The organism is Actinomadura sp. 6N118 (assembly GCF_044326415.1).
GTDB lineage: Bacteria > Actinomycetota > Actinomycetes > Streptosporangiales > Streptosporangiaceae > Spirillospora.
Genome location: NZ_JBIRAZ010000003.1, coordinates 350,867 through 365,269 on the forward strand (window position 1 = coordinate 350,867; position 14,403 = coordinate 365,269).

A 14,403-nucleotide genomic window follows, 5' to 3' on the forward strand; every position below is an offset into this window, starting at 1 on the left:
CCGTCCCTCTGGAAAGGGGCCGCCCGCTGTAGGAGGCTCCAAGCATGCGGGTGATGATGGCGCTGATTCTGATCTTGCCTATGCTCACACCTTCGTCCGCGTGGGCCGCTGCTCCGGAGGCGCCGGGGGCGCCCGGCGGCGGCTCGTCGTGGACCACCGGCGACAAGTCCGCCCTGGGCACGGCGACCGCGGCCGGTTCGAAGGTCTGGTACACCGTCGCCAAAGGGGTCACGTCGGAGGTGTTCTATCCGCGCGCCGATGTCGCCAACGTGCAGGACATGCAGTACGTGGTGACGGACGGCTCGTCCTTCGCCGATCTCGAACGCGACGCCACCACGCACACGGTGTCGATGCCGGATGAGAAGGCGCTGGAGTACACGGTGACCAACACGGCGCGCAGCGGCCGCTACCGGATCACCAGCACCTACGTGACCGATCCCGCGCGTTCCACCCTGCTCGTCAGGACCCGCTTCCAGTCGCTCGACGGCGGCTCGTACCAGCTGTACGTGCTCTACAACCCGTCGCTGGCCGGTGGCGGCGGCAGCGACACCGGAGCCTGGGACGCCGCGAACGGCGCCCTGGTGGCGAGCGACCCGCAACCGGTCTTCGGCGGCACGGTCGCCTCGGCGCTGAAATCCTCGGCGGGATTCACCCGGCGGTCGACGGGTTACAGCGCCACGGCCAGTGACGGCTATCGCGACCTGCAGGCCAACAAGCGGCTCACCGCGGAGTACGACGCGACGAGCGGCGGCAACATCGTCCAGACCGCGCAGATCCCGGTCAGCGGCGACAGCACGTTCACCCTCGCGCTGGGGTTCGGTCCCGACCGTGCCGCCGCCACGGCCAGTGCCACCGCATCGCTCAACGCCGGATTCGCCGCCACGGAGACCGCATACCGGACGGGCTGGCACGGCTACCTCGACGGCCTGGCGAAGCCGGTGCCCGCGAGCGTCTCGGGTGACACCAAGCGCCGCCGCACGTACAACGTGAGCGTCATGGGCCTGCACGCCGCCGAGGACAAGACGTTCCGTGGCGCGAACGTGGCGTCGCTCTCCACTCCGTGGGGCGACTACGTCAACGGCGACGCCCTGAACGACGGCTACCACCGGGTCTGGGGCCGCGACCTCTACCAGCAGGCGACCGCGCTGCTGGCAGCCGGAGATGCCGCCCAGGCCACGCGCATGGCCCGCTGGCTGTGGGACCGGCAGCAGATCACCGCGTGGACCCAGGGTGACGGCGTCTGGTACGGCCCCGGCTCGTTCCCGCGCTATTCGCCGGTCAGCGGGGCCGGCGGCGCGACTCCGCAGCAGCTCGGCTGCTGCGAGCAACTCGACCAGGACGCCTTCGCGATCGTGCTCGCCTGGCAGACCGGGCTCACCGGCGCCGCCGACTGGAACAAGATCAAGCTCACCGCCGACCACATCGCCGAGATCGGGCCGCGCACCCCCGGCGAACGCTGGGAGGAGCAGGACGGCATCTCGCCCTCGACCGTCGCCGCCGAGATCGCCGGGCTGGTCTGCGCCGCCGACATCGCGCGCCGCAACGGCGACACCGCGAGGGCCGCCCGGTACGAGTCGACGGCGGACTCCTGGCGCAACGACCTCGACGGCTGGACGTTCACCACCACCGGGTCTTTCGGCGACCACCAGTACTACGAACGCATCGAGCACGGCACCGATCCGAACGACACCCACGCCCGCACGTTCCACGACGGCACGTGGTGGGAGCGCGACATCGTCGACGGCGGATTCCTCGACCTGGTCCGGCTCGGCATCCGCCCGGCGTCCCACCCCAAGGTCACCGCCTCGCTGCCGGAGCTCGACAGCGTGGACTCGGTGACGACGCCCGGCGGTGCCGTCTACTGGCATCGCTACAACCACGACTCATACGGCGAGAGCCAGGACGACGGCACGGGCTGGCCTGCGAACCACGGCCGTCTGACCGGCCGCGTATGGCCCCTCCTCTCGGGAGAACGAGGCGAATACGAGCTCGTCGCCGGACGTCCGGCGACCTCGCATCTCCAGGCCATGGCCGACTCGGCCGACCAGGGTTATCTCATCCCTGAACAGGCGTGGGACCGGGCCGACCAGTTCGGGTTCATCTTCGGCAAGCCGACCGGCTCCGCCGCTCCCCTCGCCTGGGCCCAGGGACAGTACGTGCGCCTCGCGCAATCCATCACCGCCGGACGTCCCGTCGAGACGCCCTCGGTGGTGGCCGACCGTTACCTCAGATAGCCGCTCAACCCATCCAGTTGAACGTGGCAGGGTCGGGGCCGAAGCGCTTCCCCTTGTCCAGGGCGTCGATCCGCCTCATGTCGGCGGCGTCCAGCTCGAAGTTGAACACGTCGATGTTCTCCTTGATGCGGGCGGGGGTCACCGACTTCGGGATCACGATGTTGCCCCTCTGCAGGTGCCAGCGCAGCACCACCTGGGCCGGGGACTTGCCGAGCTTCTCGGCGATCGGCGTCAGGGCCGGGTCGCCGAGCAGGCCCTTGCCCTGGCCGAGCGGGCTCCAGGCCTCGGTGGCGATGCCGTGCTCGGCGTGGAACACGCGCATCTCCGCCTGGGCGAGGTACGGATGGAGTTCGATCTGGTTGACCGCCGGGACGGTGCCGGTCTCCTTAATGAGCCGGGTCAGGGTCTCGGCGGTGAAGTTGGACGCGCCGATCGCCTTGGCGCGGCCGTCGGCGTAGATCTCCTCCATCGCCTGCCAGGCTTCGACGTACTTGTTCACGCCCGGCATCGGCCAGTGCATCAGATAGAGGTCCACGTACTCCAGGCCGAGGCGGGACAGGCTCGCGTCGAACGCGCGGAGCGCGTCGTCGCGGGCGTGGTCGGTGTTCCAGAGCTTGGTTGTGATGAACATTTCTTCACGCGGCAGGCCCGAGTCGGCGATGGCACGGCCGACGCCTTCCTCGTTCTCGTAGATCCGGGCCGTGTCGATGCTGCGGTAGCCGGCGTCGAACGCCTCGGTGACGGCTGCGTACGCCTCGTCGTCGGGCACCTGCCAGACGCCGAAGCCGACCTGCGGCATCACGACACCGTTGTTGAGTGTGATGTTCTGCATTTCGCCTCTCAGAGTCGAACGAGTCAGAGTCGAACGAGCATCTTGCCGGTGTTGACGCCGCGGAGCAGGCCCAGGAAGGCCTCCACGGCGTTCTCGATTCCTTCGATGACGGTCTCCTCGCTGCGCAGCCTGCCCTCGCGGAGCAGCACCGAGGCCAGCCGGGCGTACTCGGGAGCCAGGTCCACGTGGTCGCCCGCGATGAAGCCGCGCAGCGTGAGCCGCTTGCCGATGGCCAGGAAGAGGTTGTCCGGCCCGGGTACGGGCTCGGTGGCGTTGTACTGGGAGATCGCGCCGGACATCGCGACCCGGCCGTGGGGCCGGAGAACGGCCAGCGCCGCGCGCAGGTGCTCGCCGCCGACGTTGTCGAAGTAGACGTCGATGCCATCGGGCGCCGCTGCCCTCAGCTGCCCTTCGATATCACCCGCCTTGTAATCCACGGCGGCGTCGTAGCCGAAGTCCTCGACGATCCGCTTGGTCTTCACGGGCCCGCCGGCAGAGCCGATCACCCTTGCGGCGCCCAGGCTCTTGGCGAGCTGGGCAGCGGTGCTGCCGACCGCTCCGGCCGCGCCGGAGACGAAGACCACCTCGCCCTTGGCCACCGGCGCGATCCGCTTGAGACCGGCGTAGGCGGTCAGGCCGGTCAGGCCGAGGACGCCGAGATACGCCTGGGCCGGGGCGACCGAGGTGTCCACGATCTCGAAGGAACCCGGGTCCAGCAGCGCGTGCTCGCGCCAGCCGAGGAAGTGCCGCACGGTCGTGCCGGCCGGCACGCCGTCCAGGTTGGAATCGACCACGGTGCCGACCGCCCCGCCGGTCATGACCTCGTTCAGCCCGAACGGCGGGATGTAGGACTCCACATCCTTCATCCGGCCGCGCATGTACGGGTCGACCGAGATCCACTCGTTGCGTACGAGGATCTGGTCCTGCCCCGGATCCGGCACGGTCGTCTCGACGAGGGCGAAGTCCGACGGCTCGGGCTCCCCTTCGGGCCGGGCGACCAGATGGACCTCCCTGCTCGTGACAGGCATGGCGGAACCTCCAAGAAAGATCGATGCGGACCGCCCCGGACGGCTCACCGGTCGGCCAGCAGGCCGCTGATCAAGGCGTCCGACGCGGGCTGGAGGAGGCGGGTGCCGTCCGGCAGCGCCTCCAGGCCCATGACGAGGGCTATGCAGATGTCGGCGGCCTGCGCCGGGGTGACCGAGCCGATCACGCCCGCCTCGGCGAACACACCCGCCAGCAGGGACTTGAGCTCGGCGACGAACCGCGCGCAGATGTCCGCGAACAACCGGATCTTCTGGTCCAGCAGCTCCGCGGCGTGCGGTGACTCCCCCTTCAGCTGCCCCACGAGGTCGAGCTTGGCGCCGAGCACCCCGCGCACCCGGTCGGCGGGCGGCGCGTCGGCGGACGCCGCCCCCCGGGCCCGCTCGAGCGCGTTGTCGTGCAGGCGCCCGGCGAGCTTGCGGAAGGCGTCGTCCTTGCTCCGGACGTACTGATAGACCGCTGACCGGGAGATACCCGCTTCACGGGCGATGTCATCCATGGTCGTGCGCCGTACACCGTGCAGCCTCAGGCAGGTGTAGGTGGCGTCCAGGACCTCGGACAGCCGGTCGCGGGCCACGGCTCAGCCCAGCGCCTTGAGCATCTCGGCGGCGAGCGGCGCGGACGAGGCGGGGTTCTGCCCGGTGTGGAGGTTGCGGTCGACGACCACATGGGGCGTCCACGGCTCGCCCGCCTGGAAGTCGGCGCCGAGGGCGGTGAGCCGGTCCTGGAGGAGCCACTTGGCCTTGTCGGCGAAGCCCGCCTGGGTCTCCTCGGCATTGGTGAAACCGGTCAGCCGGTAGCCCGCGAAGGCCGAGGTGCCGTCGGCGCGCTCGGCGGCGAGCAGCGCGGCGGGCCCGTGGCACACGACGCCGAGCGGCTTGCCGGAGTCGAGTGCGGCGGTGAGCAGGCGGCCGGACTCGGCGTTGACCGCGAGGTCCTCCATGGGGCCGTGGCCGCCGGGGTAGAAGACCGCGGCGTAGTCGGCGGGATCGGCCTCCTCGATCTTGATCGGGTTCTTGAGGGCCTTGATCGCCTCCAGTTCGGCGACGAGCGCGTCGGCCGCGTCCTGGCCGCCGTTCACGCCGGCCGCCAGGCTGCCCTGGTCGACGGTGGGGATCACACCGCCCGGCGTCGCCACGACGATCTCGTGGCCCGCCTGGCTGAACGCGCGGTAGGGCGCCACGAGCTCCTCGGCCCAGAAGCCGGTCGGGTGCCCGGTGCCGTCCGCCAGTGTCCAGCGGTCCGCGCCGGTCACCACAAAAAGGATCTTAGACATCGTCAGCTCTCCGTTGAGTTCTCGGGGCCGTGCGCCCCGGAAGGGACGATCTGACGTTCTGTGCTCAGATCGTCAGATCGGCGATGTCTTCGACCCTAGGGGCGCCTCCATACGTCCACAAATAAACTCTTCATCATGTCCCATAGGAATTCTGATGAGTTGGTCGACCTCCATCCGGCTGGCCCGCTTGACCTGAACCAGCTCAGGACGTTCCTCGCCGTCCATCGGGCCGGGTCGTTCACCGCTGCAGCCCATCTGCTCGGACTGTCCCAGCCGACCGTCACCGCCCAGATGCGGGCGCTTGAACGGCAACTCGGACGGCAGCTCTTCGAGCGCCTCCCGCGCGGCGTCGCCCCGACCGCGATGGCCGACCAGCTCGCCGCGCAGATCGCCGGACCGCTGGACGCCCTCACCGTGGTGGCGGGCGGCGGGGACACCGCGAGCGCCGACACGCCCGCCGAGCCGGTCCATCTGGCGGGGCCGGCGGAGCTGCTCTGCACGCGGGCGCTGCCGTCGCTGGCCCCGCTGGTGAGCGACGGCCTGCGGCTCCGGATCACCACCGGGCTGGCCGACGACCTGCTCGCGGGCCTGCGCGCGGGCCGGTTCGATCTCGCCGTGTCGACCGTCCGGCCACGCGGCCGCGCGCTCGGCGCCGCGCCGCTGGCCGATGAGGAGTTCGTCCTCGTCGCCGCACCCGTCTGGGCCGAACGGGTCGGGCCGGGCCGCGTGGAGAGCGCGGGGCCTGCGGCGCTGTGCGACGTACCGCTCATCACCTACGCCGAGGACCTGCCGATCGCACGGCGTTACTGGCGGCACGTGTTCGGCACCCGCCTGAACGGGCCCGCAGCCGTGGTGATCCCCGACCTGCGCGGCGTTCTCGCGGCCGTCGTCGCCGGGGCCGGGTTCGCCGTGCTCCCCCGCTACCTGTGCCTGGACGAGCTCGCCTCCGGGGCAGCGGTGCCGCTGCTGGAGCCCGCCGATCCGCCGATCAACACGAGCTTCCTGGCCTGGCGCGCGGGGGCGGCGGACAACCCGCACGTGACGATGGTCCGGGATCACCTGCTCCAAGCCGGGCGATCGTGGTGACCTGGGACGTTGTGGTGAGAGCTGGACAAGCTCCGGGCGCTCGGACTAGCATCCTTACCTATTCAATAATATGACTAGGAGGCCCGATGCACCCGTTCCGCGCGGCCGTGGAAAAGCGCGATGTCGACGGCCTTCCGCTCCTGCTGGCCGAGGACGTCGAGTTCCTGAGCCCCGTCGCGTTCAAGCCGTATGTCGGCCGAGATCTGGTCGCCGCGATCCTGCGCGGGGTCATGCGGGTCTTCGACGGCCTCCACTACGTCAACGAGATCCACGCCCCCGGCGGCCGTGACGTCCACCTGGTCTTCAAGGCGACGGTCAACGGCCGCGAGGTGCACGGGTGCGACTTCCTGCACCTGGACGAGAACGGGCTCATCGACCGCTTCTGCGTGATGGTCCGCCCGCTGACCGCCGCCAACGCCCTCGCCGACGCGATGACGGCACAGTTCGACGACATCAAGCGCGAGGCCGGTGTGGCCTGATCAAGCATGGCCTGACCTGATCAAGCACGGCCAGCCTGGCCTGACGTCCCCTACCGCTGGCTGGGGTTCGCCTTGCAGGGCGCTCCTTCGCATACGTCGATGACCTGACCTGTGCGTAGGAAGACCGCCTTCTGCTGTCGCGCGTTCGGCATGTTGCGCGGGTCCGAGTGGGGGTCCTCACCCTCTGTCGGTGGGGTGTTGGTGATGGGCGGCGAAGGCGTGCCGCTGTCCCAGACGACCATTGCCGAGCCGCTGTAGGGCAGCCTTCCTGCCGGTGCGATGCCCCAGTAGGGAACGCGGTCGAGGCTGCGTCCCGGTGCCAGGGCGGGCTCGACCAGGCGAGCGCCGATCGTTCTTGCCTGCACGTCGGAGGCGACGTTGGCCACCTGGTGGTCGCCGTAGGCGATGTGCATGAGCACCTGATGCCGGTCGGTGAGGTGGTTTGCGTAGCCGTTGGTCTCTCCTCGGTCCCAGAGCATCTGGAACAGCCCTAGGAGAATCTGCTGCCGGAGCTTGTCGGGCTGGGACACGTCCAGGATCCGCCCGTACGTGGGGAAGTCGGAGCTCCGGTTGAGCAGCAGGCTGTAGTTCATCGCGGTCACGCCGAGGACGCCGCGCTTGATGTCATCGGAGACCGCGACGAGCGCGCCGCCGAGGATGCCGCCCTGGCTGTTGCCGTCGAACACGAGCCCGTGACCGGGGTCGATGAGCGGCTGGCCGTCCGGTGTGCGGAACGCCTTGTGGGCGACCAGGCCCTTGGTATGAATGAGGCTGCGCCCTAGGAAGAGCGCGTTGAGCATGCCCTGCTGCGTCCGTTCAGGGATGGTGGCGAAGCGGTTGGGGTCCAGGAGCGCGGAGATGACGTTCGGGACGTCCTCCTGTGCCATGCCGATCCAGTCGGTGGCACAGAAGGTGAAGTTGTGCTCGGCGGCCATCGCCTTGACGTTGCCCCCGCCGACCTCGTTGCGGCTGCCGAGCAGACCATGCCCGTAAAGGGCCGGGCTGGAGGGCTCGGTGAACGCGCGGCGCGGGATCTCGCACCGGAAGGCCGCTGCCTGGGTGTTGGCGAGCAGGCGCCTCGGCTTCCCGTTCGCGTCCCGGTGGAACTTGGAGCCCGGGAGACCGCCTGGAGTGTCGAGATAGCTGGGGACGGCGATGACACCCTCGACCTCACGGGCGATGCGCGAGTCGGTCTCGGGCGTGAGGTCCGTGACCTTGGTGACGAGGAGTCCGGGGGCACGATCCCCGAGCCGCCGGAACGCGTCGTCCCGGATGGCGTGGATGTCACCTGTCAGGCTGCGGGTGCTGGCGACGGTGAAGTCCCACGCCAGGGTGAGTGAGCCCCGGTCGATTCCGGCCTCGGCAAGGCGGGAGAGCGCGGGCTTGAGCTGCCGCTGCCGTTTGTACAGCGGATCTTTCACCGGGAGGTCCGGCCCGGCGACCTTCGCGAACGAGCCGGACGGCGGGATCGCCCGGCCCGTGGAGTCCTTGAGGCCACGCAGCGCCACGATGTAGCGGTGCCCGTCGAGGAAGTTGCGAGCAGGGCGGATCAGCAGCGCCTTGCGGTCCGCCTGCGGCGCGTTGGCGTCGAGTTCCGCCCAGTGGGGCCATCTCTCGCCGGTCTTCGCGTCAAGGATCACGATGGGTGCGTCGGCGCGCAGCGACCGCCCGATGTCGGTGACCGGCGCGGCGCCCGTCTCGGTCAGGTCGACGCCGGGTATCTGCGTGATGAGAGCCGAGCCGGGCGAGAACCCGTCAGCGCGGTTCCAGGGAGCGGGATCGACCGGACCGCCGAGGATGGGTCGCGGGAGGACGTCACGGCCGAACGCCACGCGGCGGCCGGTGCCGCTCGTGCTGTCGGCCCGGGTGTACCAGTCGTTAGGGAACGGCAAGAGGCACTCGGCCGGAGCGATCGGATCGCACCCACCGGGCGAGCCGGTCGTCGCGGCGGCGTGCGCGGCCAGTGGAGGAACACCCAGCAGTGTCACCAGCAGGAGCGGGGCGGCCATGGCCGCGAGCAGCCGTGTCATGCCGAGATCATGCAGACTCGGGAGAAGCCGTTCAATTGGCCTGCAAGGCAGACTTTGGCGGGCGCCGTTGCGCCGCAGGTCACTCCATGTGTAGTGGGGCGGTGAGCTCGTTTAGGTAATCCGATACCGGGCCCAGTGTGAGCATGCCCGAGCCCGCTCCGGCGAGCTCATCTGCGGCGGGCAGCAGGTCGGAATGAAGCTTGTCCAGCGTCGTCCGGTCACCACCGAGCTCCATCAGGGCCCGGACGTGCAGGCAGGTCCGCGCCTCGAACAGCAGGTCGTGCGGGGATTCCGGGATTGCCCGCGCCGCTTCCTTCGCTTCCTGGTGTTTGCCTTCGGCGTTCAGGATCAGCGGGCGTGCCCAGGGCTCGTACGGGCCGAAGTCCATGCCCGCGAGGTCGGTGAAGGGCCGCCCGGCTTGGAGCCGCAGGGAGAGCAGCGCCAGTGGGAGGATGCCGTCCTCCACGCCTCGCATCCCGGTGCCTGCGAGGCGGGTGGCGGCCCGGCGATACGCCGGCTCCGCTTCGTCCGGACGGCCCGTCACGGCGAGCCGGAGCGCCGCGTACCACTCGGTGAAGACGCCGACGAGCGGGAGTTCGTAGCGTTCGGCGAGCCTGTCGGCCGCGGCGGCGTGCTCATCCGCGGCGGGCAGGTCGCCGAGCGCCGCATGGGACTGGACGAGAATCAGGTGCCCGAGGACTTCGGATGTCACCAGTCCGTGCCGGGCCGAGAGCTCGACCAGCTCGGCGCCGATGTGGGCGCGTTCCGGAGCGAGCCCGGCGCGCCCGAAGGACTGCATGTAGAGGGCGTTGAGGGCGAAGGCGAGTACGGCCGGGTCGCCGAGGCGGCGGGCGATCACCGCGGCCTCGCGGGCCGCCTCGCCACCTCGTGCGCCGGAGTCGGCGCGGAGTTCGAGGGCGATCGTGCCGAGAAGACGTGCGCGTTCCACCTCGTGGTGCGCGGGCAGAGCGGCCAGCGCACGTTCCGCCGCGGCGACGACGTGCGCTGCGCCGACGGGATCGTCGATGGTCGTCCAGTTCGCGGGGACGTCGAACGCACCGATCAGCCGGGCGGTGAGCAGCGGGTCGCCGAGCTTCTCGGCCTCGGTGATCGCCTCGGCCCGGTGCCGGCGGGCGCCGTCGAGGTCGCCGGTCACCGCGAGGGCCTTCACCAGGCCCATGACGGCTTCCAGGCGCGCCCTGGAGTCCGCCCCGGATACCTCTTCCATGGCGCCGATCGCCTCGCGCCACCAGCGAGCGGCCTCGTGCGGAGCAACGCGCCGTTCGGCTCGTTCGGCCGCCGCGCGGGCGTAGCGAGCGGTGCGGGCGGCGCTGGCTCGGCTACTCGCGCGGACGAGGTGGTGGGCGATCGCTTCCACCTGATCCGGGCTGGACCGTTCGAGGATCTCGGCGACCCGCGCGTGCCAGCGAGCCCGCCGTACGCGCGTGACGTCCTCGTACAGCACCTCGCGGACCAGGGCGTGGGTGAAGCGGAGGTTGTCGAGACCGGGCTCGGTCACGAAACCGGTCACGATGGCGGCTTCCGCCGCGTCGAGCACACCGTCCTCGTCTTCGGCCAGCAAGATCAGCACGTTCAGGTCTACATCGTGCCCGATCACCGCCGCCTGCCGGAGGACCGTCCGCGCACCCTCTGGGAGCCGCGCCAGGCGCTGGCGGATGACGTCGCGGACACCGGCCGGCACGGCGTGGAGGCCGCCCTCGGTTTCCAGGAGCCGGATGAGCTCGCGTACGAAGAACGGGTTGCCCGCGCTGCGCCGGTGGATCAGGCGTGCGGTGTCCGCGTCCACCTCCCGATCCGTGCTGGACCGCGCCAGCTCCGCCACCTCCCGCTCCGCCAGGCCGCCGAGGTAGACACGGGCGGGCTCGGTGCGGGCCGCGCGGCCGAGGGCCTCGGTCAGGGCCGGTGAGATCTCGGTGGAACGGTACGTACCGACGATGAGCACCGGACCGGCGCCCGCGTCGGTGGCCAGCGCGGTCAGCAGGGCCAGGGTTTCCTCGGCCGCCCAGTGCAGGTCGTCGAGAACGAGGAGGACGGGCGTGCGAGCCGCCACCTCCGCCAAGTAGGCGCCGATGGCCCGGTGCCTGCGGAACCTCGCCTCTACGGGATCGCCCGGCTGAGCTTCCAAACTGGGGAGTGGTGGGTGACCGGCCGAGACGAGGCCTGCGGCGATCTGGGTCCACGGCCAGGCGGCGGGCGCTCCATCGAGTTCCGGACTGGCGCCCCACGCCACAGTCCAGTCTCTCGCCGCAAGCCGGGCACTCAGCGCCTCGGCCAGCGCGGTCTTGCCTGCACCCGCGTCGCCGGACACGAGCGCCAGAACGGGCCGTCCGGACGCGATCACCGTGTCGGCGGCCCTCTCCAGGTCCGCGAGCTCCGACGTACGCCCGACGAACGCCTGCCCGGTCGGCGGGGGCGGCGTGCCAGGCCTGATCCGCACAGCGGAGCGGGATTCGCCCTCCGCCAAGAGATGGGGTGCTTGAGCCAGGATGTCGGTCTCCAGCCGCCGGAGGCCCTCACCCGGATCAAGCCCGAGCTCCGTGCTGAGAAGCTTCTTGGCCCGGCGGAGGGCAGCCAGCGCGTCTGCCTGCCGCCCTGCCTGGTAGAGGGCCAGCGCGAGCAGGCGCCAGCCGTCCTCTCGCCACGGATGACCCTCGACGTGGTGTTCCAGATCGGGGATGGACGCGCCCGCCTGCCCCAGCACGAGCGCGGCCTCGGCACGTCTCTCCACGGCGAGGAGACGCAGCTCGTCCAGCCGGACCGCCTCCCCTCGCGCCCAGCCCTCCTCGGCGAACTCCGCGTACGCCGGGCCACGCCACATCCCCAGCGCGGCGTTCAGCCGCTCAAACGCGTCGGCGGCCGGTAGCTCCGCAGCCTCTTCCACAGCGGCCTCGAAGCGCCACGCGTCCACCGCGCCCGGCCCTGGCCGGAGCGCGTAACCCGGCGCCAGGGTCACCAGCACCCGGGCGGGCGTCCTGGGGGGCCGCTCTGGCTCCAGCGCCCTCCGCAGCGCGGCGACGAAGGTCTGCACGGCGCCGAGAGCCCCTTCCGGCGGGTCTACCCAGAGATCATCGATCAACCTGGACACCGGAACGACCCGGCCTCCCGCCACCAGCAGCCTGGCCAGCACGGCCCGGTGCCGCGGCCCCTTCAGATCGACCGGGTCGCCCTCTCGCACCGCCTCCAGCGGCCCCAGCACCCCGAAGGTCACCTCAGACACGCGTCCACGGTATCGCCGCCTGCCTCAGCCGCTCAGTCAGCGCTGATCCGATGCTGATCCAGTGCTGATCGGCCGCAGGAATCCTTCATCCCGTATCACTCGATTGGAGATTCGACATGGCAACCGAAATCAGCGGATTCGACTACCGGCGCGTGCCCGTCGCCGACGGAGTGGCGCTCAACGCCGCCGTCGGCGGCTCAGGCAGCCCGATCGTCCTGCTGCACGGCTTCCCGCAGACGCATCTGATGTGGCGGCACGTCGCCGCCGATCTGGCCACCGACCACACCGTCATCTGCCCTGACCTGCGTGGCTACGGCGACAGCGATAAGCCCGCCGAGGCCGACGGCCAGACCTACTCCAAGCGCACCATGGCGGCCGACATCGTCGCGCTCGCCCGGGCGCTCGGTCACGACCGGTTCGCGCTGGCCGGGCACGACCGGGGGGCGCTGGTCGCCATCCGCGCTGGACTCGACCACCCCGACGCGATCACCCACCTGGCGTCGCTCGACGTGCTGCCCACCCTCGACATGTGGGACGTGATGCGGGGAACGTCGGCCGCGGTCGGCTTCCATCTGTACCTGATGGCCCAGCCGCCCGGCCTGCCTGAGCAGCTGATCGGGGCCAGCCCGGACGCGTTCTTCGGCCACTTCCTGGATCTCTGGACCAGGGCTCCCGAGGCGATCCCGGCCGACGTGCGCGCCGCCTACCTGAAGGCCTCCCGGGAGGCGGTCCCGTCCATCGTCGCCGACTACCGGGCCTCCGCGTTCGCCGACGTCGAGCACGACGAGGCCGACCGCCAGGCAGGTAACCGGCTGCGCATGCCGGTCACGGTCCTGCAGCAGGACTGGGGCGCCGCGCTCGGCTTCGACGCCGCCGCCCGCTGGCGGGCCTGGGCCCCGGACCTGGAACACATCACGGTGGACTCCGGCCACTTCATGCCCGAGGAGGCTCCCGCCCAGGTGGTCAAGGCGCTGCGGTCATTGCTCACCCGCTAGGCATCCGGGTAGACCACCGGCATGGACGTCGACCGGTCGCAGGTTTTCGCCTACCGCGTTCTGCAGCATGACCTCGATGCCCGGAAATCGGTGCCGGAGGCCCTCGGCGCGCTGGAGATCGGGCTGCAGGACCCCCCGCCCGGATCCGCACTCCTGGCCCTGCGTGCCCGGACCGGCGTGCAAGATCCAGACCGGCTGCGGGCGGCGCTGTGGCCGGACGGGCCGCTGGTCTACCTCTGGTCAGTACGGGGCGCGGCGCATCTGCACCGGAAAGAGGACCTTGGGCTCCTGGCGGCGGGGCTCCGTCCCGCCGACCACGCCGACGCGATGGGCAGGCTGCTCGCGTACGGGCAGGAGCTCGAAGCCGCAAGCATGGAGCCCGACGACGCCATCGACCTCATCGCCGGGCACATGCGGGAGATCGTGACCGGTCCGACGCCGAAGGGGGACCTTTCGGGAGCGGTGACGAAGCACCTGCCCCGGGTGCTGGCGCCGTGGTGCGGAGGGTGCGGCGTCCACCACGTTCACGATCTCCTCTTCCGGCTGGCAGCTGTCCGCGCGGACCTCGTCATCGAGCCCGCCACAAAGGGGGTCGTCTTCCGGCCCATCGGCGAGGCGGTGCCCGAGCCCGACCCGGACGAGGCGCGGCGCGAGCTCGTGCGGCGCTTCGTCCGGCGGCTGGGCCCGACCGCCCCGGCCGGTCTGGCCGACTGGATCGGGTCACGCCCCGGCCCGGTCCGCGGGTTGTGGGACCAGATCACCGACGAGCTCGTACCGCTGAAGGTCGACGGCCGCAAGGCGTGGATCCTGGAAGCGGACGCCGAGGCCCTCCGGACGGCCCCGACCCCCGAGCACCTCCGGCTGCTGCCGCCCAGCGACGTCCTGCTGCGCGCTTGGGACAAGCAACTCCTCATGCCTGAACGGGCCCACCGCTCGCTGCTATGGAAGCCCGCCGGATCGCCGGGCGCCGTGCTCGCCCGAGGCGAGATAGCCGGGATCTGGCGGCCCCGCACGACCGGCACCAGGCTCACCCTCACGATCGCCACATTCCGCGACCTCACCCGGACCGAGCGCGCCGAGGCCGAACGCGAGGCCGAGGCGATCGGGGAGGTCCGTGCGATGAAGGACGTCCAGGTCGTGCACGAGCGCGTCTGAACCCTCCGCCGCTGGTCTAAGTTGGCGAGCACAA

11 protein-coding genes are annotated in these 14,403 nt (G+C 70.8%); 5 read left to right on the plus strand and 6 right to left on the minus strand.

The features are described from left to right. Nucleotides 1-80 precede the first annotated feature (80 nt). Nucleotides 81-2,234, plus strand: a complete 2,154-nt coding sequence (locus ACH34W_RS09465) for a glycoside hydrolase family 15 protein (RefSeq protein ID WP_395960375.1) — start codon at nucleotides 81-83, stop codon at nucleotides 2,232-2,234. Nucleotides 2,235-2,238: 4 nt separating this feature from the next. Here ACH34W_RS09465 and ACH34W_RS09470 read toward each other — a convergent pair whose 3' ends face one another. Genes ACH34W_RS09470 through ACH34W_RS09485 form a run of 4 tightly spaced genes read right to left on the minus strand, consistent with a single transcriptional unit; the run spans nucleotide 2,239 to nucleotide 5,386 of the window. After that, complete coding sequence (locus ACH34W_RS09470) at nucleotides 2,239-3,066, minus strand: aldo/keto reductase (protein ID WP_395960376.1); 828 nt, start codon at nucleotides 3,064-3,066, stop codon at nucleotides 2,239-2,241. A gap of 23 nt (nucleotides 3,067-3,089) precedes the next feature. After that, nucleotides 3,090-4,094 carry an NADP-dependent oxidoreductase gene (locus ACH34W_RS09475; protein WP_395960377.1) on the minus strand — a complete coding sequence of 335 codons (1,005 nt, stop codon included), beginning with the start codon at nucleotides 4,092-4,094 and terminating at the stop codon, nucleotides 3,090-3,092. A 44-nt stretch (nucleotides 4,095-4,138) separates the two neighbouring features. Beyond that, entirely contained in the window at nucleotides 4,139-4,687 is a 549-nt protein-coding gene (locus ACH34W_RS09480) for a TetR/AcrR family transcriptional regulator (RefSeq protein WP_395960378.1), read from the minus strand. 3 nt (nucleotides 4,688-4,690) lie between these two features. Further along, a complete protein-coding gene (locus tag ACH34W_RS09485) occupies nucleotides 4,691-5,386 on the minus strand; it encodes a type 1 glutamine amidotransferase domain-containing protein (RefSeq protein WP_395960379.1) in 696 nt (231 codons plus the stop codon). 135 nt (nucleotides 5,387-5,521) lie between these two features. Here ACH34W_RS09485 and ACH34W_RS09490 point away from each other — a divergent pair, with 135 nt between their 5' ends. Then, nucleotides 5,522-6,472 (plus strand): LysR family transcriptional regulator, encoded by a 951-nt coding sequence (locus tag ACH34W_RS09490; RefSeq protein ID WP_395960380.1) that lies wholly within the window; start codon nucleotides 5,522-5,524, stop codon nucleotides 6,470-6,472. 86 nt (nucleotides 6,473-6,558) lie between these two features. Further along, nucleotides 6,559-6,951, plus strand: coding sequence for a nuclear transport factor 2 family protein (locus ACH34W_RS09495; protein WP_395960381.1), 393 nt, complete (start codon nucleotides 6,559-6,561; stop codon nucleotides 6,949-6,951). 50 nt (nucleotides 6,952-7,001) lie between these two features. On the opposite strand, the gene ACH34W_RS09500 is transcribed toward ACH34W_RS09495, so the two are convergent. Together ACH34W_RS09500 and ACH34W_RS09505 are read right to left on the minus strand one after the other, a co-directional pair. Then, nucleotides 7,002-8,981: a hypothetical protein gene (locus ACH34W_RS09500; RefSeq protein WP_395960382.1), complete on the minus strand. Its 1,980-nt coding sequence runs from the start codon at nucleotides 8,979-8,981 to the stop codon at nucleotides 7,002-7,004. Nucleotides 8,982-9,060: 79 nt separating this feature from the next. Further along, nucleotides 9,061-12,219 carry a BTAD domain-containing putative transcriptional regulator gene (locus ACH34W_RS09505; protein ID WP_395960383.1) on the minus strand — a complete coding sequence of 1,053 codons (3,159 nt, stop codon included), beginning with the start codon at nucleotides 12,217-12,219 and terminating at the stop codon, nucleotides 9,061-9,063. Between the two features lie 116 nt (nucleotides 12,220-12,335). Between ACH34W_RS09505 and ACH34W_RS09510 the strand changes: the two genes are divergently transcribed. Further along, entirely contained in the window at nucleotides 12,336-13,214 is an 879-nt protein-coding gene (locus ACH34W_RS09510; protein WP_395960384.1) for an alpha/beta fold hydrolase, read from the plus strand. Between the two features lie 21 nt (nucleotides 13,215-13,235). After that, nucleotides 13,236-14,369, plus strand: coding sequence for a winged helix DNA-binding domain-containing protein (locus ACH34W_RS09515; protein WP_395960385.1), 1,134 nt, complete (start codon nucleotides 13,236-13,238; stop codon nucleotides 14,367-14,369). Nucleotides 14,370-14,403: the final 34 nt, after the last annotated feature.

Coding starts and splice junctions, on each gene's coding strand:
- ACH34W_RS09475 (WP_395960377.1), bottom strand. CDS start 4,094: ATGCCTGTCACGAGCAGGGAGGTCCATCTGGTCGCCCGGCCCGAAGGG.
- ACH34W_RS09465 (WP_395960375.1), top strand. CDS start 81: ATGCTCACACCTTCGTCCGCGTGGGCCGCTGCTCCGGAGGCGCCGGGG.
- ACH34W_RS09490 (WP_395960380.1), top strand. CDS start 5,522: ATGTCCCATAGGAATTCTGATGAGTTGGTCGACCTCCATCCGGCTGGC.
- ACH34W_RS09510 (WP_395960384.1), top strand. CDS start 12,336: ATGGCAACCGAAATCAGCGGATTCGACTACCGGCGCGTGCCCGTCGCC.
- ACH34W_RS09500 (WP_395960382.1), bottom strand. CDS start 8,981: ATGACACGGCTGCTCGCGGCCATGGCCGCCCCGCTCCTGCTGGTGACA.
- ACH34W_RS09485 (WP_395960379.1), bottom strand. CDS start 5,386: ATGTCTAAGATCCTTTTTGTGGTGACCGGCGCGGACCGCTGGACACTG.
- ACH34W_RS09515 (WP_395960385.1), top strand. CDS start 13,236: ATGGACGTCGACCGGTCGCAGGTTTTCGCCTACCGCGTTCTGCAGCAT.
- ACH34W_RS09470 (WP_395960376.1), bottom strand. CDS start 3,066: ATGCAGAACATCACACTCAACAACGGTGTCGTGATGCCGCAGGTCGGC.
- ACH34W_RS09495 (WP_395960381.1), top strand. CDS start 6,559: ATGCACCCGTTCCGCGCGGCCGTGGAAAAGCGCGATGTCGACGGCCTT.